General features: G+C 72.0%; 12 protein-coding genes. 1 reads left to right on the top strand and 11 read right to left on the bottom strand.

Features of this window, described 5'->3' with window-relative positions; translation table 11 throughout:
* Nucleotides 1-39 precede the first annotated feature (39 nt).
* The 9 genes from glgB to malQ form a co-directional block, all read right to left on the bottom strand.
* Entirely contained in the window at nucleotides 40-2,247 is a 2,208-nt protein-coding gene (gene glgB / locus C2L59_RS16815; RefSeq protein WP_103350455.1) for a 1,4-alpha-glucan branching protein GlgB, read from the bottom strand.
* Nucleotides 2,244-3,623 carry a phosphotransferase gene (locus tag C2L59_RS16810; protein WP_103350454.1) on the bottom strand — a complete coding sequence of 460 codons (1,380 nt, stop codon included), beginning with the start codon at nucleotides 3,621-3,623 and terminating at the stop codon, nucleotides 2,244-2,246. Before C2L59_RS16810 ends, glgB begins: the two co-directional genes overlap by 4 nt.
* Nucleotides 3,624-3,628: 5 nt before the next feature.
* Nucleotides 3,629-5,437, bottom strand: coding sequence for a maltose alpha-D-glucosyltransferase (gene treS / locus C2L59_RS16805; protein WP_103350453.1), 1,809 nt, complete (start codon nucleotides 5,435-5,437; stop codon nucleotides 3,629-3,631).
* Nucleotides 5,438-5,486: 49 nt separating this feature from the next.
* Entirely contained in the window at nucleotides 5,487-7,469 is a 1,983-nt protein-coding gene (locus C2L59_RS16800; protein WP_103350452.1) for a maltotransferase domain-containing protein, read from the bottom strand.
* A gap of 329 nt (nucleotides 7,470-7,798) precedes the next feature.
* Nucleotides 7,799-9,946: a glycogen debranching protein GlgX gene (gene glgX / locus C2L59_RS16795; RefSeq protein WP_103350451.1), complete on the bottom strand. Its 2,148-nt coding sequence runs from the start codon at nucleotides 9,944-9,946 to the stop codon at nucleotides 7,799-7,801.
* A gap of 70 nt (nucleotides 9,947-10,016) precedes the next feature.
* Nucleotides 10,017-11,735, bottom strand: a complete 1,719-nt coding sequence (treZ, locus tag C2L59_RS16790) for a malto-oligosyltrehalose trehalohydrolase (RefSeq protein ID WP_103350450.1) — start codon at nucleotides 11,733-11,735, stop codon at nucleotides 10,017-10,019.
* A complete protein-coding gene (gene treY / locus C2L59_RS16785) occupies nucleotides 11,732-14,017 on the bottom strand; it encodes a malto-oligosyltrehalose synthase (RefSeq protein WP_103350449.1) in 2,286 nt (761 codons plus the stop codon). The genes treZ and treY overlap by 4 nt, the downstream gene beginning before the upstream one ends.
* A complete protein-coding gene (glgX, locus tag C2L59_RS16780; protein WP_103350448.1) occupies nucleotides 14,014-16,140 on the bottom strand; it encodes a glycogen debranching protein GlgX in 2,127 nt (708 codons plus the stop codon). The genes treY and glgX (C2L59_RS16780) overlap by 4 nt, the downstream gene beginning before the upstream one ends.
* Before the next feature lie 80 nt (nucleotides 16,141-16,220).
* Complete coding sequence (gene malQ, locus C2L59_RS16775) at nucleotides 16,221-18,176, bottom strand: 4-alpha-glucanotransferase (RefSeq protein WP_103350447.1); 1,956 nt, start codon at nucleotides 18,174-18,176, stop codon at nucleotides 16,221-16,223.
* A 134-nt stretch (nucleotides 18,177-18,310) separates the two neighbouring features.
* Between malQ and C2L59_RS16770 the strand changes: the two genes are divergently transcribed.
* A complete protein-coding gene (locus C2L59_RS16770) occupies nucleotides 18,311-19,774 on the top strand; it encodes an amino acid permease (RefSeq protein WP_199199110.1) in 1,464 nt (487 codons plus the stop codon).
* Here C2L59_RS16770 and C2L59_RS16765 read toward each other — a convergent pair.
* Together C2L59_RS16765 and C2L59_RS16760 are read right to left on the bottom strand one after the other, a co-directional pair.
* Nucleotides 19,752-20,534 carry a hypothetical protein gene (locus tag C2L59_RS16765; protein ID WP_103350446.1) on the bottom strand — a complete coding sequence of 261 codons (783 nt, stop codon included), beginning with the start codon at nucleotides 20,532-20,534 and terminating at the stop codon, nucleotides 19,752-19,754. The two genes, C2L59_RS16770 and C2L59_RS16765, sit on opposite strands and share 23 nt — an antisense overlap.
* A gap of 99 nt (nucleotides 20,535-20,633) precedes the next feature.
* Entirely contained in the window at nucleotides 20,634-21,992 is a 1,359-nt protein-coding gene (locus tag C2L59_RS16760) for a glutamine synthetase (RefSeq protein ID WP_199199109.1), read from the bottom strand.
* Nucleotides 21,993-22,147 lie beyond the last annotated feature (155 nt).

The raw sequence follows: 22,147 nt of genomic DNA, 5'->3' as shown, positions 1-22,147 counted from the left end.
GCGGAGCTTTCACGGGAAAGCTCCGCTCCGGGCGGAGCGTTACGGGAGTTCGGGGGTCTCCGGAGACTCCTCGACCAGCCAGAGGACGCCGGCCGGGGGGAGCTGCAGGACCGCGGACGCCGGCTGGCCGTGCCACGGCTCCTCGACGGCCTCCACCGCGCCCATGTTGCCGACGCCGGAGCCGCCGTACGCCTTCGCGTCGGTGTTGACGATCTCCCGCCAGCGGCCCGCGGCAGGCAGGCCGACGCGGTAGTCGTGGTGCGGGACGCCGGCGAAGTTCGCCACGCAGGCCAGGCGCGAGCCGTCGGCACCGATGCGCAGGAAGCTCAGCACGTTGCCGCTCGAGTCGTTCGCGTCGATCCAGCGGAAGCCGTCCGGGGACGCGTCCTGGCTGTACAGCGCGGGCGACGACCGGTACACCGTGTTCAGCGAGCGCAGCAGCTCCCACACGCCGAGGTGCAGCGGCTCGTCCATCAGGTGCCAGTCGAGCGACTTCGACTCCGACCACTCCCCCGGCTGGCCGAACTCGCCGCCCATGAACAGCAGCTGCTTGCCCGGGTGCGCCCACATGAACGCCAGCAGCGAGCGCAGCCCGGCCGCCTTGTTCCACGCGTCGCCCGGCATCCGGCCCCACAGGGAACCCTTGCCGTGCACCACTTCGTCGTGCGACAGGGGCAGCACGAAGTTCTCGCTCCACGCGTACACGAGCGAGAACGTCATTTCGTTGTGGTGGTACGCGCGGTGGATCGGCTCGTGCGAGAAGTACCGGAGCGTGTCGTGCATCCAGCCCATGTTCCACTTGAAGCCGAACCCGAGGCCGCCGAGGTGGGTCGGGCGCGTGACGCCCGGCCAGGCCGTCGACTCCTCCGCGACCATCACGATCCCGGGATGTCGCTTGTAGACGGTCGCGTTCAGCTCCTGCAGGAACCGCACCGCATCGAGGTTTTCGCGGCCGCCGTACTGGTTCGGCAGCCACTCCCCTTCCTTGCGGGAGTAGTCGAGGTAGAGCATCGACGCGACGGCGTCCACGCGCAGGCCGTCGAGGTGGAACTCCTCGATCCAGTACAGCGCGTTGGCGACCAGGAAGTTGCGGACCTCGTTGCGGCCGAAGTCGAACACGAGCGTGCCCCAGTCGGGCTGCTCGCCGCGGCGCGGGTCCGCGTGCTCGTACAGCGCGGTGCCGTCGAACTTGGCCAGCGCCCAGGCATCGCGCGGGAAGTGCGCCGGCACCCAGTCCACCAGCACGCCGATCCCCCGCTGGTGCAGGCGGTCGACGAAGTAGCGGAAGTCGTCCGGCGAGCCGAAGCGGGACGTCGGCGCGTAGTACGACGTCACCTGGTAGCCCCACGAGCCGCCGAACGGGTGCTCCGACACCGGCAGCAGCTCCACGTGCGTGAAGCCGGTCTCGACGAGGTAGTCGCCCAGCTGGTCGGCCAGCTCGCGGTAGTCGAGCCCGGGCCGCCACGAGCCGAGGTGGACCTCGTAGACGCTCATCGGCGCCGCGATCCACTGGGTCGCCTCCCGCTTCGCGACCCAGTCTTCGTCCGACCACAGGTGCGCGGAGCTGGTGACGACCGACGCCGTCGCCGGCGGCTGCTCGGTGGCGAACGCCATCGGGTCGGCCTTCTCGTGCCAGTTGCCGTCGGCGCCGAGGATCCGGAACTTGTAGCAGCTGCCCACGCCGACATCCGGCACGAACAGCTCCCAGACGCCGGACCCGCCGAGCGAGCGCATCGCGTGCCCGCGCCCGTCCCAGCCGTTGAAGTCGCCGATCACGCGGATGCCGCGGGCGTTCGGCGCCCAGACCGCGAACGACGTCCCCTCGACGACGCCGTTCGGCGTCTCGTAGGCCCGGACGTGCGCGCCGAGCGCCTCCCAGAGCCGCTCGTGCCGGCCCTCGCCGATCAGGTGCAGGTCCAGCTCGCCGACCGTGGGCAGCCAGCGGTACGGGTCGTCGGCGGTGACGGTGTGCCCGTCGTACTCGACTTCCAGGCGGTAGTCGCCCGGGTGCTCGGGCACGGCGACGGCGAACAGCGCGTCGATCACCGGCTCCATCGGGTAGCGGTTCGAGCCCGCGCAGAGCGTGACGCCCTTCGCGCCGGGCAGCAGAGCGCGGGCCGCGAAGCCCTTGCCCACCGCGTGCACGCCCAGCACCGAGTGCGGGTCGTGGTGGGACCCGGCGAGCAGCCGGTCGATGTCCGCGGCCGGCGGGGCCGCGGCCGGGAGGCCTTCGGGAACCGCGTTCACGGTGTCGTCCCTCCATTGGTGATCCGGGCGATCGAGGCGAGCGGCACGCCCAGCCAGTCCGGCCGGTTCGCGTGCTCGTAGCCCACTTCGTAGACCGCCTTGTCGAGTTCGAAGGCGCGCAGCAGCTCGCCCTGGTCGCGCGGGTCCGCGGCGATGGCCGCGTAGCCCTCGCAGAACGCCGCCCGGTTGCGCTCCGACCATTCGTGGGCGCGTTCGGCCAGCGCCGGGTCGTCCGGCTGGCCGACCAGCATCTGCTGGGCCGCGTAGTCGAACGACCTCAGCATGCCCGCGACGTCGCGCAACGGCGACCGCAGTGCATGCCGCTCCTCGACCGGGGCCGCGGGCTCGCCCTCGAAGTCGATCAGCAGCCAGCCGCCGACCGTCCGCAGCACCTGGCCCAGGTGCAGGTCGCCGTGGATGTACTGCATGGTCACCGAGTCGGCGGGCAGGGTCCGCAGCCGCTCGAACGCCGCCCGCAGCTTCGGGGCGTGCGCGGCGAGCTCCGGCACCCGGCCGGCGACCGTGTCGAGCCGGTCGAGCATCGCCTTCATCGAGCGTTCGAGCTCGTCGGCGTCCACGGCTTCGGTGCCGAGGGCCTCGGCGAGGTCCGCGTGCACCTCGGCGACGGCGCGCCCGAGCCGCTCGGCCTCGCCGGCGAAGTCGCCGCCGACCTCCCCGGCGTGCAGTTCCGGCGCCGCCATCAGGTCGCGGACGCTGGTGGTGGCCATCGCCCAGCCGTCGACGGCGTCGGAGACGAACTGCTGGAGCATGCCGACCGTGGTCGGCTCGCCGTCCAGGTCGCCGGTGATCGAGCCGAGCGGGGCCGCGATGTGCTTGCTGCCCACCGCCTGCAGCGCGCGGTGCAGCAGCAGGTCCTTGTTCTTGCCCGGCGACAGCTTCCGGAACAGCTTGAGGATGTACTGCCCGCTGTAGACCAGGGACGTGTTGCTCTGCTCCGACGTGATCGGCCGGGCCCGCAGGCCGGTCTCCAGCTCGACCCCGGGCTCGTGCTCGAACGTCAGCGAGCCGACGCTCTCCTCACGCGCCATCAGGTCCAGCAGCACGCCAGTGACGTCCAGGTCGCCGGACGCCTCGTAGGCGTTGAGGTCGCCGACCGCCCCGATCCAGCTGCCGGACGAGATCTCCGGCGGGTGCGTCCGCCGGCCCACCAGCAGCTGGTAGGGCTCGCGCCGGTCGTCCTGGGCGACCTCGACGACCACGTGCAGCAGCTGCGGATCGCCGGAGACCAGCTCGGTCACGCCGAGCGGCCGGATGCCGGTGACCGGCCGGTCCTTGCCGGCGAACCAGCGCTGCTCCGGCAGCCAGCCCTTCAGGTCCTCGGTCAGGTCGTCGACCAGCTCACGCGGGTCGGACAAGGGACTCACCTCGCTTCGCCTTCGTCTCCCGGGTTCGTCAGCTGGAACCAGTAGAAGCCGTGCCCCGGCAGCGTCAGCAGGTACGACAGCTCCCCGATGCTGGGGAACCGCACGCCGCCGGTGAGCTCCACCGGCGTGCACCCGCGGTGCGCGGACAGATCCAGCTCCACCGGCTGCGGGAACCGGGAAAGGTTGTTGACGCAGAGCACGACGTCTTCGCCGCCGTCCGGGCGCTTCCACTGGCGCTTGTAGGCCAGCACGCTCGGGTTGGACCCGCCGAGGTCGACGAACTCGCCTTCGGCGAACGCGTGGTGCTGCTTGCGCACCTCGATCATCCGGCGGGTCCAGTTGAGCAGGGACGACGCGTTGTTCGACTGCGCTTCGACGTTCAGGCCCTGGTAGCCGTACACCGGGTCCATGATCACCGGCAGGTAGATCCGGCCCGGGTCGCAGGAAGAGAACCCGGCGTTGCGGTCCGGGGTCCACTGCATGGGGGTGCGCACCGCGTCGCGGTCGCCGAGCCAGATGTTGTCTCCCATGCCGATCTCGTCACCGTAGTACAGAACGGGCGAACCGGGGAGGGACAGCAGCATCGCGGTGAACAGCTCCTGCTGGTTCCGGTCGTTGTCCAGCAGCGGCGCCAGCCTCCGGCGGATGCCGATGTTGGCCTTCATCCGCGGGTCCTTGGCGTACTCCGCGTACATGTAGTCGCGCTCTTCGTCGGTGACCATCTCGAGGGTCAGCTCGTCGTGGTTGCGCAGGAAGATGCCCCACTGGGACCCGCTGGGGATGGTCGGGGTCTGGGTGAGGATCTCCGAAATCGGGAACCGCGATTCGCGGCGCACCGCCATGAAGATCCGCGGCATCAGCGGGAAGTGGAACGCCATGTGGCACTCGTCGCCGCCGACCTCCGGGTCGCCGAAGTACTCGACGACGTCCGAGGGCCACTGGTTGGCCTCGGCCAGCAGGATCCGGCCCGGGTACTCGTCGTCGACCACCTTGCGGCAGCGCTTGAGGAACTCGTGCGTGCGCGGCAGGTTCTCGCAGTTGGTGCCCTCCTGCTCGAACAGGTACGGCACGGCGTCCAGGCGGAACCCGTCGATGCCCAGGTCCAGCCAGAACCGCAGGGTGTCGATCATCGCGTTCTGGACGTCGACGTTCTCGAAGTTCAGGTCGGGCTGGTGGGAGAAGAACCGGTGCCAGTAGAACTGGCCGCGCACCGGGTCGTAGGTCCAGTTCGACGTCTCGGTGTCGACGAAGATGATCCGCGCGTCGGCGTAGCGGGAGTCGTCGTCGCTCCACACGTAGTAGTCGCCGTACGGGCCGTCGGGGTCGCTGCGGGACTGCTGGAACCACGGGTGCGCGTCCGAGGTGTGGTTGAGCACCAGGTCGGTGATCACCCGGATGCCGCGCCGGTGCGCCTCGTTGAGCAAGAAGACGAAGTCCTCGACGCTGCCGAACTCCGGCAGCACCGCGCGGAAGTCGCTGATGTCGTACCCGCCGTCGCGCAGCGGCGAGGCGTAGAACGGCGGCAGCCAGAGGCAGTCGATGCCCAGCCAGGCCAGGTAGTCGAGCCGCCCGGCCAGGCCGCGCAGGTCGCCGGTGCCGTCGCCGTTGGAGTCGGCGAACGCGCGCACCAGCACTTCGTAGAACACCGCGCCCTTGAACCACTCCGGGTTGCTCGGCGCCTGCTGCGCCGACCGGAAGTCCCCCGCCTGCGGTTCCACGAGCATGCCGTCGGCGGTCATCGCCTCGCCGGTGTGCGGCACGCCCTCCAGCCCGGGTACCGCCTCGGGAAGGCCTTCATCCACCATGTGTTGCCACCTCAGTCCTCGCTCCGCAATCCTTCCCGTCTCGTCCGCTTCAGCCGGCCAGGCGGCGTCTCACCGAGACCAGGTGCGCCACCGCCCGCCACGGTTCGAGCCGCACGTAGTTCGCCGGGCCCCAGTCCCAGGTGTCGCCGGTGACCTCGTCGTGGGCGATCAGCCGCTCGTGCGCTTCGAAGCCGAGCGCGGCGGTGTCGAGCCACAACGTGCCCTCCTGCGTCCCGTACGGGTCGAGGGTGACGACCGTGACCACGGTGTCGCCGGTGGCCGGGTCCTGTTTGGAGTAGGCCAGCAGCGCGTCGTTGTCGATGTGGTGGAAGTGCAGCGTGCGCATCTGCTGCAAAGCCGGGTGCGCGCGCCGGACGGCGTTCAGCTTCGCCAGCCATGGCTCCAGTGAACGCCCCTCGGCGAGCGCGCGCTCGAAATCGCGCGGACGCAGCTGGTACTTCTCGGAGTCCAGGTACTCCTCGCTGCCCTCGCGGACCGCGACGTGCTCGAACAGCTCGTAACCGGAGTAGACGCCCCACGTCGGCGAGATCGTCGCCGCCAGCGCCGCCCGCAGCGCGAACATGCCCGGGCCGCCGCGCTGCAGCGACTCGTGGAGGATGTCCGGGGTGTTGACGAACAGGTTCGGCCGGCCCTCGTTCCAGTGTTCCCGCAGGTCGATCGCGAAGTCGATCAGCTCCTGCTTGCCGGTGCGCCAGGTGAAGTAGGTGTAGCTCTGGGTGAAGCCGAGCCGGGCCAGGCCCCACAGGCGCGCCGGGCGGGTGAACGCCTCGGCCAGGAACAGCACGTCCGGGTGGGCGTCTTTGACCGACTGGATCAGCCAGGCCCAGAAGTCCGGCGGCTTGGTGTGCGGGTTGTCGACCCGGAAGATCTTCACCCCGTGGTCGATCCAGACGGTGATCACCCGCAGCATCTCTTCGTAGACGGCCTTGGGGTCGTTGTCGAAGTTGATCGGGTAGATGTCCTGGTACTTCTTCGGCGGGTTCTCCGCGTAGGCGATCGAGCCGTCCGGGCGGGTCGTGAAGAACTCGGGGTGCTTGAGGACCCACGGGTGGTCGGGCGCGGCCTGCAGCGCGAAGTCGAGCGCCACCTCCATGCCGAGTTCTTCCGCGCGCGCGACGAAGGCGTCGAAGTCGCCGAGGTCGCCGAGGTCGGGGTGGATGGCGTCGTGGCCGCCCTCGTCGGCGCCGATCGCCCACGGCGAGCCCACGTCTTCCGGCTTGGCGTCGAGGGTGTTGTTGGGCCCCTTGCGGTTGACTCGCCCGATCGGGTGAATCGGCGGGAGGTAGACGACGTCGAAGCCCATTTTGGCGACGCGGTCGAGCGCGCCTGCGGCGGTGGCGAAGGTGCCGTGCACGGGCTGGCCCTCGGCGTCGAGGCCGCCCGTGGAGCGGGGGAACAGCTCGTACCACGAGCCGTACGCGGCGCGGCGGCGGTCGACCCACACCTTGTGCGGCTTGCCCTTGGTGATCAGCTCGCGCACCGGGAACTCGTGCATGACCTGCCGGACCTCGGGCGAGAGCGCGGGCCCGACGCGCTCGGCGAGGCTGCGCTCTTCGTCGCGCAGGGCCTTCACCGCGCCGGTCAAGAGCGCTTTCTCCGCGCGGCGGTCGGGTCGGCGCGAGACGCGCTCGATCAGCCGGGCGCCGTTCTCGAGGTCGTTCGCGAGGTCCTCCGGGCCCTGCCCGGCGGCGACCTTCACCTCGACGGCGTGCTCCCACGTCGCCCACGGATCGCCCCACGCGTCGATCCGGAAGGTCCAGAGGCCGGTGGTGTCCGGCGCGATCACCGCGGCGAACTCGTCCGGGTGGTCGGGACCGCGCGGGACCATCCGCGCCTGGCGGGTCAGCCGGTCTTCCGGGCCGCGCCACGCGACGGTGGCCGCGACGGCGTCGTGGCCTTCGCGCCAGACGGTCGCGAAGACCGGGATGTGTTCCCCCACAACGGCTTTGGCCGGATACCGGCCGCAGCTCACGCTGGGGGAGACGTCGTCGATGCCGAGCCGGCCGGTCATGGGCAACGCCCCTCGATGTGTCGGTTGGACGCAGACGGCGACAGTCTGCCTGACTCGATCAAGCGCCCACGAGGCAGGGTTCTCTACCCGGGTACCCAACCGGGATCATCCGAAACGCTTTCCGCGCAACGAGTTCCGGGCACGTGTCCGGCAGGTCAAGCCCCGGCTCCGCCCCGGCACCGGATTCGGCCGGGAACGACACGCGAACCCGAACGGCCGAAACCCCCACCCCAACGGTCGACACGCCACCGCGGCACTTTCACGTGAAGTGCCCACCTGGGAGCGGCACTTTAACGTGAAAGTGCCGGTTGGGGCGGGGGACGGGTGGGTCAGTAGGGTTCGGGCTGGGGTTCGGCGGCCAGGCGCGGAGCGCGCAGCAGGAGCAGGGAGCGGGACTGCAGCGTCAGGCGGCTCTTGGCTTCGAGGGTGCCCGGGTTGGCCGGGCTGCCGTCCGCGGTGCTCGTGTCCAGGGTCGGCTTGAACGTTTCGCCGTACTCGCGGCCCGGCAGGATCACCTCGGCCGGCGCGTCACCGGCGTGCAGCCACAGCAGCCACGAGTGGTCCGGCACCAGCGCGCCCTCGCGGTTGCGGGCCTGGCTGTTCGAGCCGTCGATCCACATGCCGAGCGTGTGGCGGTCCTCGAACCAGTCGCTCTCGCCGAACTCCTCGCCGTCCGGGCGGAACCAGACCAGGTCGGGCTTGCCGGTCGGGGTGGTCCGGCCTTCGAAGAACTCCGGCTGCCGCAGCGCCGGGCTGTTCGCGCGCAGCCGCACCACCCGGCGGGCGAAGGCCAGCATGGCCTCGGCTTCCGGGTCGTCCGGCGTCCAGTCCAGCCAGGACGTCTCGTCGTCGAGGCAGTACGCGTTGTTGTTGCCGCCCTGGGTCCGCCAGAACTCGTCACCGGCGGTGAGCATCGGGGTGCCGGTGGACAGCAGCAGCGTCGCGAACAGGTTCCGGGCCTGCCGGGCGCGCAGCGCGCGGATCGCCGGGTCCGAGGTCGGCCCCTCGGCGCCGTGGTTCCACGAGCGGTTGTCGTTGGTGCCGTCGCGGTTGTCCTCGCCGTTGCCCTCGTTGTGTTTTTCGTTGTAGGACACCAGGTCCCGCAGCGTGAAGCCGTCGTGGGCGGTGACGAAGTTGATCGACTGCCACGGCCGCCGCAGGTTGTGGTCGTACAGGTCCGACGAACCGGACAGCCGGTAGGCGAGGTCGCGGACGCCGGTCGCGCCGCGCCAGAAGTCGCGGATCGTGTCGCGGTAGCGGCCGTTCCACTCGGCCCACTGGGCCCCGAAGCCGCCGACGCGGTAGCCCTCGCCGGTGGCGTCCCACGGCTCGGCGATCAGCTTGCAGCGCGAGAGCACCGGGTCGGTGGTGATCGCGGTGAGCAGCGTCGACGCCGGGTCGAACGCGCCCCCGCGCGGCCGCCCGAGCGTGCTGGCCAGGTCGAACCGGAAGCCGTCGACGCCCATCTCCTGCGTCCAGTACCGCAGCGAGTCGGTCACCAGCCGGACCACCGTCGGCGAGCCGGCCTCGAGGGTGTTGCCGCAGCCGGTGATGTCGGCCATGTGCCCGCGCTCGGTGTGCAGGTAGTACACCGGCGCGTTCAGCCCGCGGAAGCTCAGCGTCGGCCCGTCCGGCCCGCCCTCGCAGGTGTGGTTGAACACGACGTCGAGGATCACCTCGATGCCGGCCGCGTGCAGGGCGGCCACCATCAGCCGGAACTCCTCGACCTCGTGGCCGGGTTCGCTGGCGTAGGCGGCGTGCGGGGCGAAGAACCCCAGCGGCGAGTAGCCCCAGTAGTTGTGCCGCCCGGCCCGCACCAGTGACGGCTCGTCGAGGAACGCGTGCACCGGCAGCAGCTCGACCGAGGTGACGCCGAGCCGGGTCAGGTACTCGATCGCCACCGGGTGGGCCAGGCCGAGGTAGGTGCCGCGCAGCGCCGCCGGGATGAACGGATGCCGCTGCGTGAAACCTTTCACGTGCAGTTCGTAGACCACCGCCTCCTCGAACGGCACCTCCGGCTTGATCCCGGTGTCCGGCCCGCCCGGCGAGGAGACCACCGACAGCGGCACGCTGCCCAGGGAGTCCACAGTGGACATCGGGCCGCGCTCGGGGTCGCCGGTGAAGCCCTGGGCCGCGGTCAGGTCGGTGAGGCCGCCGGTGATCTGCCGGGCGTACGGGTCGACGAGCAGCTTGTTCGGGTTGCACCGCAGGCCGCGGGCCGGGTCGTACGGGCCGTGGATCCGGTAGCCGTAGCGCTGCCCCGGCGTCACCCCGGGCACCAGGCCGTGCCAAACGCCGAAGGTGCGCTCGGTGAGCGCGATCCGGCGTTCCGATCCGTCGGCGTCGATCAGGCACAGCTCGACGGCGTCCGCGACGGCGGACGTGATCGCGAACCGCACCCCGCCGGCCTCGGGATGTGCTCCGAGGGGGAAGGGGCGGCCGGCGAGGACGTGGTCGGCGGAGGGTCGTGTGGCCATTCCTGAATCGTCCCAGATCTCCGGTGGTCCGTGCGCGCCTGACAGATGATCTGCCCGCAGGCAACCGCCGTCAGGGTGCCGTTTCGGCCAGGACGAAGGTGTCCGGGGGCAGGTGTGCCGCCCCACCGTCCACCGTGGCCCCGGCCCAGGCCAGCAGGGTCGTCGCGGTCGCGCCGAGCGGCAGCGTCACCGGGCCGGGGCCGAAGTTGACCGCCAGCCGCAGCCCGCCGCGGTGCAGCACGAGCCACGAGCCGTCCGGCGCGGAGTCGACGCGCAGGTTCGCGACCCGCGGGTCGGCCAGTTCGGGCCGCTCCCGGCGCAGCCGGATCAACGCGCGGTACAGCTCCAGCACCTCCCGATGACCGGGCTGCTCGACCTCGCTCCAGTCGAGCCGCGAGCGTTCGACGGTGGCCGGGTCCATCGGGTCGGGCACGTCCGACTCGCCCCAGCCGTGCCGGGCGAACTCGCGACGGCGGCCCGTGCGGACGGCTTCGGCCAGCTCCGGGTCCGGGAAGGACGCGAAGAACTGCCACGGCGTGCTCGCCGCCCACTCCTCACCCATGAACACCATCGGCGTGTACGGCGAGCAGAACAGGACGGCCGCGCCGCACGCCAGCCGGCCCGCGGCGACCGTGGCCGAAAGCCGGTCGCCGGTCGCGCGGTTGCCGATCTGGTCGTGGTTCTGCAGGTAGCCGAGGAAGCGGTGGCCGGGCACGGTCCGCGTGTCGACCGGGCGGCCGTGGGTCCGCTCCCGGAACGACGACCACGTGTTCGCGTGGAAGAACACCTCGCGCAGCACCCGCTCGAGAGCGTCCGGCGCGGCGAAGTCCGTGTAGTAACCCGTCGCCTCGCCGGTCAGCTTGACGTGCAGGGCGTGGTGCAGGTCGTCCGACCACTGCGCGTGCAGGCCGACGCCGCCGCGCTCGCGGGGCGTGACCAGGCGCGGGTCGTTGAGGTCGGACTCGGCGATCAGCGTCAGCGGCCGGTTCAGCGCCGCCGACAGGCTGTCGACCTCGGTGGCCAGCTGTTCGAGCAGGTGGACCGCGCGCCGGTCGAGCAGCGCGTGCACGGCGTCCAGGCGCAGCGCGTCGAGGTGGAAGTCGCGGAACCAGCCCAGCGCGTTGTCGATCACGTACCGGCGGACCTCGTCGGAACCGGCGCCGTCGAGGTTGAGGCCGGGGCCCCAGTCGTTCTGGCCGGCGAAGTACGGCCCGAACCTGTCGAGGTAGGCGCCCGAGGGCCCGAGGTGGTTGTAGACGACGTCGAGCACGACGGCCAGGCCGCGCGCGTGGGCCGCGTCGACGAACCGCTTGAGCCCGTCCGGGCCGCCGTAGGGCTGGTGGACCGCGCCCCAGAGGACGCCGTCGTAGCCCCAGCCCGCGGTGCCGTCGAAGGCGTTGACCGGCAGCAGCTCGACGTGCGTGATGCCGAGGTCGACGAGGTGGTCGAGCCGGTCGATCGCCGCGTCGAAGGTGCCGCTCTCGGTGAACGTGCCGACGTGGAGCTCGTAGAGGACGGCGCCGGGCAGCTGGCGGCCGGTCCAGGCGTCATCGGTCCAGGCGAACTCGCCGTGGTCGTAGACGCGCGACTCGGCGTGGACGCCGTGCGGCTGCCACCGCGACCGCGGGTCGGGCAGCGGCTTTTCGTCGTCGTCCAGGAGGAAGGCGTAGTTCACGCCCTCGGCGTCGGCGTGCCACCAGCCGCCGTCACCCTCGGTCATCTCGTGCACGCCGGCGTCGACGCTCACCCGGACCCGGCGGGCCGCCGGGGCCCACACGCTGAACTTCATGCGTCTCCTCGCACCAGCAACGCGACGGGGTAACGGTCGAACAGGGCCGCCAGGTCACCGGCGGCGTCCCGGCCGGTCAGGACGTCGGTCCAGACCCCGGGAGGCAGCGGGAGGACGGTGTCGCGCCAGCCGCCGTCGGCCTCGAGGCCGACCGGGAGCCGGGTCACCGCCACGGCGAGATCGGGGCTGCGCGTGTAGGCCAGGCAGTGGGCCGCGGCCGGCCCCTCGGCCCGCAGCGGCCGGTAGCCGCGGAACAGCGCCGGGTGCTCGCGCCGCAGCCGCAGCGCCTTGTGCGTGACCAGCAGCTTCGCCGCGCCCGACGCGTCGATCTCCGGCAGCTCGCCGTCGGTGATCCGGGCCAGCAGCTCGCGGCGCGCCGCGTAGTCGACCGGACGGCGGTTGTCCGGGTCGACCAGGGAGAAGTCCCACAGCTCGGTGCCCTGGTAGACGTCCGGGACGCCGGGCGCGGTCAGCTGGACGAGCTTCTGGCCGAGCGAGTTCGCGTAGCCGGGGCCCTCGATGCGCTGGACGAACGCCTCGACGTCGGCGGCCAGCTCGGCGTCGTTCATGACGTCCTCCGGCCAGGCGGCGACGTCGGCCTCGAACGCCTCGTCGTGGTCGGTCCAGCTGGTCCGGAGCTTGGCCTCCTTGGCCGCCTTGTCGAGGTAGTCGCGCAGCCGCGCGGGCTCGATCGGCCAGGTCGCGACCAGGGTCTGCCAGGCCAGCAGGTTCAGCGACGGCTCGTCGATCCCCCGCCGCGCGGTCCACCGCCGGACGGCTTGGGCGAACTCGCCCGGCACCTCGGCGAGCACCGCCATCCGGGCGCGGGTGTCCTCGGAGCGCTTGGTGTCGTGGGTGGTCAGCGTCGTCATCGCCGCCGGGTAGCCGGCTTCGCGCTCGGCGGCCAGCCGGTGGAACTCCTCGACGCCGAGGCCGAAGCGGTCTGGGTTGCCGCCGACCTCGTTGAGCGCGGCGAAGCGGGTGTAGCGGTAGAACGTCGTGTCCTCGGTGCCCTTGGCCACGACCATGCCGGAGGTCTGCTGGAGCCGGGTGGCCAGCTCGCTCTCCGGGTTCTCGCGCAGCGCGGCGTCGAGCATCGCCAGCGGCTCGGCGAGGTCGGGCCGGGCGCGGCGGGCGCCGTCGATCGCGGCCGCCCAGTGCGCGGCGCCTTCGGGCAGGTAGGACCGGTAGACGGGGAAGGCGATCATGGTCTCCGCCACCGCTTGCCGGGCCGGCTCGGGGTCGACGTACCGCAGCTGCGCGGCGATCCGCCGGACCTCGGCGACCAGGATGCGGTCGGTGACCAGGCGCCGGGCCTCGGCCTCGACGCGGTGGTAGCCGGTCTTCACGCCCAGTTCGTCCGCCAGCGCGGTGAAGCCGGGCTCGCCCGCCGGGTCGACGAAGACGCCGGCGATCTCGCGCAGGGCGTCGTAGCCGGTGGTGCCGTCGACCGGCCAGCTCTGCGGCAGCGGCTCGCCCGGGTGCAGGATCTTCTCGGCCACGATCCACGCGTCCGGCGCGTTCTCCCGCAGCCGCCGGAAGTAGCCGCCCGGGTCGGCGAGGCCGTCCGGGTGGTCGATGCGCAGGCCGGTGACGTCGCCGTCGGCGACCCAGCGCAGCACCTCGCCGTGCGTCTCGGCGAACACCTTCGGGTCTTCGACGCGGACCGCGGCCAGCGTCGTGATGTCGAAGAAGCGGCGGTAGTTCAGCTCCGCGTTGCCGCGGCGCCAGCCGATCAGGCGGTAGTGCTGGCGCTCGTGGACCTCCTGCGGCGTCCCGCCGTCCGTGCCGGGCGCGACCGGGAACCGGTGGTCGTAGTAGACGAGCTCGTCGCCTTCGACCGCCAGGTCGGCGACGGCTCCATCGTCGCTGTCGTCGCCGAGCACCGGCAGCACGATCGGGCCGCTGTCCCAGTCGATGTCGAAGAAGGACGCGTACTCCGAGTCGCGGCCGTGCTTCAGCACGTCCCACCACCAGCGGTTCGCCTTCGGCACCTCGACCGACATGTGGTTCGGCACGATGTCGACCACCAGGCCCAGCCCGAGCTCCTTCAGCAGCGCGGCGAGCTCCTGGCGCGCCCCCTCGCCGCCCAGCGCGGGGCGCGCGCGGGTCGGGTCGACGACGTCGTAGCCGTGCGTCGAGCCCGGGGCCGCGTCCAGCACCGGCGACGCGTACAGCGCGCCGATGCCGAGGTCACGCAGGTAGCCGGCGATGCCGGCCGCGTCGGCGAAAGTGAACTCCGGGCGCAGCTGCACCCGGTAGGTCGACTCCGGCACGGTCATGCGGGTTCCGTCTCCGTCCGTTGCAGCACGATCAGGGACCGGGCGGGGAGGGTGAGCCGGCCGCCGCCCTCGATCGGCTTCGTGTCGGCGGGTTCCACCTCCCCGGTCGCGGTGTCGACCACGACGGTCCAGCTCTCCCCGTAGCCGTTGCCCGGCAGGGTGGCGTCGATGTCTTCGTAGTGCGCGTTGAAGGCGAGCAGGAACGAGTCGTCCTCGACCTTCATCCCGCGCTGGTCGAGGTCGGGGATCGCCTTGCCGTTGAGGAACACGACGACGGCCTTGCCGAAGCCGTCGTCCCAGTTCTGCTCGGTCATCTCCTCGCCGGCCGGGGTGAACCAGGCGATGTCGCCGAGCTTGTCGCCCTTGCCGACCGGGCCGCCCTGGAAGAACCGGCGGCGGCGGAACACCGGGTGCCGGTGCCGGAGCGCGCCCAGGCCGCCGGTGAACTTGACCAGGCCGGCGTTCTCCTTGGCCAGCTCCCAGTCCATCCAGGACAGTTCGGAGTCCTGGCAGTAGACGTTGTTGTTGCCCTGCTGGGTACGGCCGAACTCGTCGCCGTGCAGGATCATCGGCACGCCCTGGGACAGCAGCAGGGTGGCCAGCATGTTCCGCTGCTGGCGGGCCCGCAGCTCGTTCACCTCGGCGTCGTCGGTCGCGCCCTCGACCCCGCAGTTCCACGAACGGTTGTCGTCGGCGCCGTCGCGGCCGTCCTCGCCGTTGGCTTCGTTGTGCTTTTCGTTGTAGGACACCAGGTCCCGCAGCGTGAAGCCGTCGTGCGCGGTGACGAAGTTGATCGACGCGAACGGGCGGCGGCCGTCGTCCTGGTAAAGATCCGACGAGCCGGTGATCCGGCTCGCGAACTCCCCCAGCGTCGAGGGCTCGCCGCGCCAGAAGTCGCGGACGGTGTCGCGGAACACCCCGTTCCACTCGGTCCACAGCGGCGGGAAGTTGCCGACCTGGTACCCGCCGGGGCCGACGTCCCACGGCTCGGCGATCAGCTTCACCTGGCTGACGATCGGGTCCTGCTGCACCAGGTCGAAGAACGTGGACAGCCGGTCGACGTCGTAGAACTCGCGGGCCAGCGCCGAGGCGAGGTCGAACCGGAAGCCGTCGACGTGCATCTCGGTGACCCAGTACCGCAGGGAGTCCATGATCAGCTGGAGGGTGTGCGGGTTGCGGACGTTGAGGGAGTTCCCGGTGCCGGTGTAGTCCATGTAGTACTCGGGCTCCCCCTCCACCAGCCGGTAGTAGGCCTCGTTGTCGATGCCCCGCATCGACAACGTCGGCCCGAGGTGGTTTCCCTCGGCGGTGTGGTTGTAAACCACGTCGAGGATCACTTCGATCCCGGCTTCGTGGAAGGCCTTGACCATGCCCTTGAACTCCTGGACCTGCCCGCCCTCGCCGGGCATGGCCGCGTAGGAGTCGTGCGGCGCGAAGTACCCGATCGTGTTGTAGCCCCAGTAGTTCGTCAGGCCCTTGTCGGCGAGGCCGTGGTCGGTGACGAACTGGTGGACGGGCAGCAGCTCCACCGCCGTCACGCCGAGCTTCTGCAGGTGCTCGACGACGGCGGGGTGCGCGAGACCGGCGTACGTGCCGCGCAGCTGGTCCGGCACGAACGGGTGGTTGACGGTCATGCCCTTGACGTGGGCCTCGTAGATGACCGTCTCGTTGTACGGCCGCTTCGGCTGCCGGTCGTTGCCCCAGTCGAAGAACGGGTTCGCCACCAGCGAATACGGCACGCGGCCGGCGCTGTCGTCGTCGTTGCGCTCGTCCGGGTTGTCGAACTTGTAGCCGAACAGCGACTCGTCCCACTTCACGCCGTGCGAGACGGCCTTCGCGTACGGGTCGATGAGCAGCTTGTTCGGGTTGCAGCGCAGACCGCGCTTCGGGTCGTACGGGCCGTGCACGCGGAACCCGTAGCGCTGCCCGGGGCCGACGTTGAGCAGGTAGCCGTGGTGGACGAAGCCGTCGACCTCTTCGAGCGCGTAGCGCGTCTCCTTGCCCTCGGCGTCGAACAGGCACAGTTCGACGCGCTCGGCCACCTCGGAGAACAGGGCGAAGTTCGTCCCGACTCCGTCGTAGGTGGCGCCGAGCGGGTAGGGCGTTCCGGGCCAGGGCCGCACTGGGTTTCTCCTCGAGCTTGGGTCGTGCCGGTGGCGTCCGCGGACGCGTACCACCGGGGTCGTGCTCCGCGAGGTGGCCGTTACCGGGGCAGCGGCCGGGCCGCCGCCAGCGGTGCAACCGCGGCGCGGACCCCCTTCGCGGTGAAGAAGCCGTCGACGCTGACGGGCAGGCGAATCCGCCAGTTAGGGTACTGGTCGACGGTTCCGGGCAGATTCGGCTGCCGTACCTGGCCCGTCACGTCGGCCGGCGAGGTGAGCACGAGCCGGGACGCGGCCTTCGCCAGCAGCGTGTGCAGCGCGACGATCGGGTCGCCGTCCGCAATCCCTTCCCGCGCAACGAGTTCGAACAGCGCCTTGCGCTCGTCGGCGGCAGCCTGTTCTTCGGCTTCGACCCCACGGTCCAGCAGGCCCAGCTCGGCCCGGACGCGGACGTGCTCGCCCTGCAGCCAGCCCGAGACGGTCGGCAGGTCGTGCGTGGAGATGCTGGCCATGGCGTCCGGGTCCCAGCTCGCCGGCCGGGTGAACGGCTGGCCGGGGGCGTCCCAGTCGCGTTCGAACCACAGCACGGCCGAGCTGAGCATCCCCCGATCGTGCATGGTGTCGGTCACGACCTCCTCGACGGTGCCGAGGTCCTCCCCCACGACCACCGCCCCGGCGCGATGCGCTTCGAGCGCGAGCACGCCGACCATCGCCTCGGCGTCGTAGTGGACGTACGTGCCGCGGTGCGCGGGCTCGCCCGGCGGGATCCACCAGAGCCGCCACAGGCCGGCGATGTGGTCGACGCGGATGCCGTCGGCGAACCGCAGCACGCCCCGGATGACGTCCCGGAAGGGCGCGTACCCGGCCTCGGCCAGCTTGTCCGGCCGCCACGGCGGCAGGTTCCAGTCCTGCCCCTGCTGGTTGAAGGCATCCGGCGGCGCGCCGACCCGCACGTCGGCGGCGAACACGTCCTTGAGCGCCCAGGTGTCGGCCCCGCCGGGGTGCACCCCGACCGGCAGGTCGTGCACGATCCCGACGGACATCCCGGCCTCGCGCGCGGCCTCCCGCGCGGCGCCCAGCTGCACCCGGCAGAGGTGCTGGAGCCACGCGTGGAAGCCGACGCGCTCCTTCAGCTCCTCGCGCGCCTTCGCCGTCGCCGGTCCGGCCGGGTCGCGCAGCTCCTCGGGCCAGTCCCGCCAGTCACCGCCGTGCTGCTCGGCGAGGGCGCAGAAGAGGGCGAAGTCCTGCAGGTCGCCGTCGTCGGGCAGCGCTTCGGTCCGGTGCGGCCAGAGCAGCTCGAGGGCGGCCCGCTTGGCGGTCCAGACGGCGTCGTAGTCGACGAGCTCGCCTTCGCGGTCGGGCGCCAGGGACTCGACGGCCGCCCGGGTCGCCCCGTCGGCGTTCGCAAAGGTCTCGGTGGCGGTGACGCGCAGGTAGACGGGGTTGGCGAACCGGCGGCTCGCGGGCGAGTACGGCGAGCGTTCGACCGGGTGCGCCGGGCTGATCGCCTGCACGGGGTTGACCAGCAGCACCCCGGCGTCCAGCTCGGCCGCCGACCGGGCGGCGAAGGCGGCGAGGTCGGCGTAGTCGCCGATGCCCCACGACCCGGGCGAGTGCAGGGCGTAGAGCTGCAGCATCCACCCCCACGCGGGCCGCACCTGCGGCAGCTTCGCCGGCACGACGGCGAGCACGACGTCCTGGTCGGCGGTGACGACCCGGTGCCACCCGAGCGGCAGGTCCGCCGGCAGCTCGGCCGCGGCCGGCCGCCGCGTCCCGTCTTCGAGGACGACCTCGGCCTCGACGCCCAGCGCCTTGCGGGTCCCTTCCCGCACGACGATGGTGGGCGGCAGCGCGGCGGGCGCCTCGCGCGCCGCCCTCAGGGCGGCGGCGATGGCCGCTTCGCTGGTGGCATCGACGCCGAACTGGCCGAGGACGGCGACGACGACCTCGTCGTCCACGTCCACCCAGACCCGGTCGGCGTTCTCGTACCGGGTGGCGACCCCGTGGCGGTCGGCGAGCTCGTGCAGGGCGGTGCGGGCGGGGATCTGTTCGGGCACGGGACCAGCATTCCGGTGCCCGGCCGTTCCCGCCATCCGCACGGGACGACGTCACTCCGGTGGCCCGTGCCCGGACGGCGGGCGAACCCGCCCACCGATCTGCGAAAGGGCCCGTGACCTTCTAACTTCAGCTCATGGGTGTGCGGCGAACGCTGAACGTGGACGAGGTCCTGGCGCGGCAGGACTCCGGGGAGCTCAAGAGGCGGCTGCGCGGACGCGACCTGGTCGGGTTCGGCGTCGGGATCATCATCGGCACCGGCATCTTCACCCTCGCCGGCGTCGAGGCCAAGACGCACGCCGGGCCCGCCGTGACCCTGTCGTTCGTGCTCGGGGCGGTCGTCGCCGGGCTGGCCGCGCTGTGCTACGCCGAGCTCGCCTCCAGCGTCCCGACCGCCGGGAGCGCCTACACCTACGCCTTCGCGACGCTCGGCGAGGTGTTCGCCTGGATCATCGGCTGGGACCTGCTGCTGGAGTTCGCGCTCGGCGCCGCCGTCGTCTCGCGCGGCTGGTCCGGGTACCTGGCGAACCTGCTCGGGCTGTCGCCGGCGTGGTTCGGCGAAGACGCGAAGGTCAACGTCGGCGCGGTGCTGATCATCGCCGTGCTGACCGTCGTCGCCGTGCTGGGCATCAAGGAGTCGGCCTGGCTGACCAACCTGCTGGTCTGCGTGAAGGTCGCCGTCTGCATCCTGGTGCTCGCGGTCGGCCTGTTCTTCGTCAAGGGCGCGAACCTGACACCGTTCATCCCGCCGGCCCAGGCCCCGCCGGGCGGTTCGACCGTGCTGGAACAGCCGATCGTGCAGGCCGCGCTCGGGCTGGAGCAGTCGGTCTACGGCATCGCCGGGATGATCACCGCGGCCGCGGTGGTCTTCTTCGCCTACACCGGCTTCGAGGCGCTCGCGAACCTCGGCGAGGAGACGCTGAACCCGCGCAAGGACCTCCGCGTCGGCATCCTCGGCGCGCTCGGCGTGTGCGCACTGCTCTACATCGGCGTGTCGATCGTGCTGACCGGGATGATCCCGTTCACCGACATCGACACCGGCGCCCCGCTGGCGGACGCGTTCGACCGGGTCGGCCAGCACTGGGTGGGCGCGCTGATCTCGCTCGGCGCGGTGACCGGGCTGACGTCGGTGATGATGGTCGAGCTGGTGACGATCGGCCGGATCGGCTACGCGATGGGCCGCGACGGGCTGCTGCCGAAGGCGCTCGGCACCGCGCACCCGCGCTGGGGCACCCCGCACCGGATGACCATCGGCGGCGCGGTGCTGATCGCCGTGCTGGCGGCGTTCATCCCGATCTCCGAGCTGGCCGACATGGTGAGCATCGGCGCGCTGTCGGCGATGATCATCGTGGCGGTGGCGGTCCCGGTGCTGCGCCGCCGCCGGCCCGACCTGGACCGGCCGTTCTCGGTGCCGTTCTCGCCCGTCGTGCCGGTGCTCGCGGCGCTGGCGTGCCTGTACCTGATGCTCAACCTCAACGTGCTGACCTGGATCCGGTTCGCCGCGTGGCTGGTGATCGGCCTGGTGATCTACTTCGCCTACGGGCGGCGGCACTCCCGGTTCGCCCCCGGCGCCGACGTCAGTCCCAAAAGGACTGACTGAGCCCGGCCACGCGGGCCGCTTCGCGCACCACAGCAGCCTGGTCGCTGTCGACGACCACGAGGACGCCGAGGCCGGCCAGCGCCGCCGTCACCCATTCGACCGGCTGGTCGTGCATCCCCTTGTCGCCCAACGACGGGTAAGTGTCCACAACGGACAGCAGGGTCCCTTCGGCGCCGATGCGGATCCCCGCCAGGAGCACGAAGTGCCCGCCGGGCGGGCGCCAGCGAGACGTCCACAGGGGCGGGACGCCGGTGTCGAGGTAGTCGAGCAGCGCGCGTTCCGGGGTGTCGTGGGCGCCGAGCTCGGCGCCGTCGATCCGGGCGATCACCGCGACGCGCGGGACGTCCCACAGCCCGACCAGCAGGTCGAACAGCGCCTCGGTGGTCCACGCCCCGGTCACCGGCACCGCCGCCAGGGCACCGCGCGACAGCGAGCCGATGGCCGCCGCCAGCCCGGACACCCGGGTGCCCGCCGCGGCCGGGTCGCCGGCGACCGGCAGCGGCAGCCGGAACCCGGCCCGCCCGGCTTCACCCCGCGGCCGCACGACCGGGCCGCGGACCGTGCCCGCGGCCACCGCGACGGCGTCCTGGTCGGGCACGTCGAACCCGGCCGCCCGCACCGCGGCCAGCCCGCAGAACGCCGCGGCCAGGCCGTCCTTCTGGGGCAGTTCCGCCTGGGCCACCGCGGCCAGCCGGGCGCCGCCCGGCAGCCACCGCACCCCGGACAGGTCCAGCTGCCCGCCGTCGATCCCCGAAGACATCGGTCCCCTCAGAACCAGGTTCAGCCGTCGGCCGGCGCGAGTGTCACCACAAGCGGGCGGCCTGCGGTCCGTCGCGCCGTCCCGACCAGGATAAGGCTCTCAGTAGCGCCAAAGGTGGGCGGCGACGACCTCCTCGACCGGGCGTTCGGCCGCCCAGGCCGCGTCGGACGCCCGCACCGCCCGGAAGGCGCCCAGCAGCTCCTCGCCGAGCACGCCGGCGATCCGCGGTGACGCCACGAGCGCGGCGTCCTGCGCGGCGGTGTCCGAGGGCAGCCGCCGCACCCCGCGGGCGTCCCGCTCGCCGTCCGGCCAGCCACCCGGGTCTTCGCCGATCGGCTCGGGCAACGCGGGCGCGTCGTCGAGGCCGGCCATCCCGGCGGCCAGCACCACGGCCAGCGCGAGGTACGGGTTGGCGGACGCGTCGGACGTCTTGAGCTCGACGTTCGCGTGGCCGGCGCCCAGCAGCGCCGAGCCGGGGACGTACCGCAGGGGCGCCTCGCGGTTCTCGACGCCCCAGAACGCGTACGCGCCCGCGAAGAAGCCGGGCCGCAGCCGCAGCGTGGACGGGACGCTCGGCGCGGTGACGGCGGTCAGGGCCGGCAGGTCGCGCAGCAGCCCGGCGAGGTAGCCGGCGCCTTCTCCGCCGGGCCGTCCGGTTTCGTGGCTTTCGAGCAGGTTGCGCCCCTGGCGGCGGACGGAGGTGTGCAGGTGCCACCCGTTCCCGGCGGCTCCGGCGCCGATCATCGGCGCGAAGCTGACGGCGAGCCCGTGCACGCGCGCGGCGGCGTGGATGGTCTGCCGCGCGAGCAGCTGGTCATCGGCGGCGGAAACCGGATCGGTGGCGGCGAGCGACAGCTCGAGCTGCGCCACGCCGTACTCGGCGTGCAGCTGGCCGATCCGCAGCCCGTTGGCGTCGAAGTCGTGCAGCAGGGCGGCGACGAACCCGTCGAGCCCGACGAGGGCGTGCGGGCTGTAGGCCGGCCCGGGGTGCCCGGGCGTGGCGAGGATGCCGGGACTGCCGGCGGGCGCGACGGCGAATTCCAGCTCGTAGCCGGCCCGGAACTCGAGCCCTCGCCTCGCACCTTCGGCAACCTGCTGTTCGAGGACGGCCCGCTGGCAGTAGGGCCACGGATCACCGTCCCGCGTGAGCTGCCGGACGGGAGCCCAGGCGAGCGCGGGCTGCCCGGCCAGCCGCCGCAGCCGGTCGACGACGGGCACGAGCCGGACATCGCCGGACGGCGTCCCGAGGCCGGGATGCGCGTAGGTGATGGCGTCGTGGCTGTCGAAGACGGCGAAGAGCGAGGTGGCCCCAACGCCCCGGCCGGCGGCATCGGCAAGCCCGGCAACGGGCACGATGCGCGAGCGCGGGATGCCGTTGTTGTCGGCCCAGGCGAGGTGCACACCCCCTACGCCGGCCGCGGCGAAGTCCTTCGCCGCGGCTGATGCCGCTTTCGTCATGGCCACCCGCTTTCGTGCCGCCCCGGGGTGAGTATCCCGAGTGGGCGGGGTGGGGGCCATCACAATCCGCTGTTGGTGGCGGGTGCTGTGGGGGGCCAGCCTCGCAGCCGCCCGCCGGGCTCGCAGCTGCCCGCCGGGCTCGCAGCAACCCACCC

This window comes from Amycolatopsis sp. CA-128772 (genome assembly GCF_002904295.1).
In the GTDB taxonomy this organism is placed as follows: domain Bacteria; phylum Actinomycetota; class Actinomycetes; order Mycobacteriales; family Pseudonocardiaceae; genus Amycolatopsis.
This window is presented reverse-complemented; position numbering and strand designations above follow the sequence as displayed.